Consider the following 1,327-nt stretch of genomic DNA (forward strand, 5'->3'; position numbering starts at 1 on the left):
CAGGCTGCGGAAAAAGCGGTGTGGTTTCCCCCTTTCCCCATCGACAGCGGCGAAAATCGGTGCTGTCGGTGAGGTTAGGACCGCCGTTTCCGGCGGTTTTCGGGCCGTTCGTCCGTTTTGAGACGGACTCCGGGCGCGATCAGGCCGCCGGGATCAGTTTCGGCAGCCGGACCAGGTTGTAGGCGGCGGCCTGGAGGCTGAACATCCAGCCGACGCGATCCTTGCCCCGATGGCGGGTCTTGGCGAACCCACCGGAGGTCTTAACCCAGCCGAAGACCTCCTCGATGCGTTTGCGCACCCTCAGTGAAACGGCGTAGCCGGCATGCCGCGTGGTGCGGCCGTCGATGGCGCTCTTGCGGCGTTTGCCGGTCTTGGTGACGTGGTCATTGCGGGCCACATGGGGCGTGACCTTGCGCGCCCGCAGCGCCGAAACGAAGTCCGCGACATCGTAGGCCTTGTCCGCCCCCAACGTAATCCGGCGCCGGCCGTCATGCACCCGGTCGAGCATAGCCAGGGTCGCCTCCCGTTCCGCCGTTCCCGTGGCCCGGGTCAGGTGGGCCGCGACCACGAGGCCGTTGCGGTTCTCCATCAGCACATGCCCCATGAACGCCAGCCGCGAGGACTGGCCGTTTGCCTTCCGGTACAACCGGGCGTCCGGGTCGGTGGTCGAGGCGTGCGTCGCGTTGGAGCGCTTTTCGCCCCGGAAATCCCGCTCCGCGTTGCGCCCACCGCCCGCCTTGGTGTCATCGTCCGGGTCCGCCGTGTCCTTCGGCCGGAAGCTCTTCATGGAGGCCCAGGCGTCGATCAGCGTGCCGTCCACCGAGAAATGGTCGTCCGACAGCAGGTTGCGTGCCCGGGCCTGTGCGACAACGGCGGCCAGGAATTTCGTCGCAACGTCGCCTTTCAGAAGCCGGTCTCGGTTCTTGGTGAAGACCGTTACGTCCCAGATCGCGGCATCCATCGACAGGCCGACAAACCAGCGGAATAGAAGATTGTAATCCATCTGCTCCATAAGCTGACGCTCGGAGCGGATCGAATAGAACGCCTGCAACAGCAGCGCCCGAAGAAGCTTCTCCGGCGGAATCGAGGGACGCCCGATCTTCGAGTACAGCCCCTCAAACTCCGGCGACAGAACCTCCAGCGCCTCGTCCGTGATCGCCCGAATGGCCCGAAGCGGATGCTCCGACGGAACCCGGGCCTCGCAGCTCACATAGGAAAACAGGCCGTCCGTCCGATCATCCGTGCCGCGCATGCCATCCTCCCAAACCCGATGGCATAGCGAATCATCCCACAGCCCCAAACGGAAGCCTTTTTCCGCAGCCTGCTA

Annotated in this window: 1 protein-coding gene; it reads right to left on the bottom strand. The window is 64.9% G+C overall.

Going from position 1 to position 1,327, the window contains the following annotated elements:
- Positions 1–139 precede the first annotated feature (139 nt).
- Positions 140–1,252 carry an IS5 family transposase gene (locus GGD88_RS18420; RefSeq protein ID WP_184438253.1) on the bottom strand — a complete coding sequence of 371 codons (1,113 nt, stop codon included), beginning with the start codon at positions 1,250–1,252 and terminating at the stop codon, positions 140–142.
- Between the last annotated feature and the right edge of the window lie 75 nt (positions 1,253–1,327).

This window comes from Roseospira goensis (genome assembly GCF_014197795.1).
Classification (GTDB): Bacteria; Pseudomonadota; Alphaproteobacteria; order Rhodospirillales; family Rhodospirillaceae; genus Rhodospira; species Rhodospira goensis.

Bases quoted from the DNA above. Each gene is read 5' to 3' on its own strand.
- GGD88_RS18420 (WP_184438253.1), bottom strand. From the start codon at position 1,252: ATGCGCGGCACGGATGATCGGACGGACGGCCTGTTTTCCTATGTGAGC.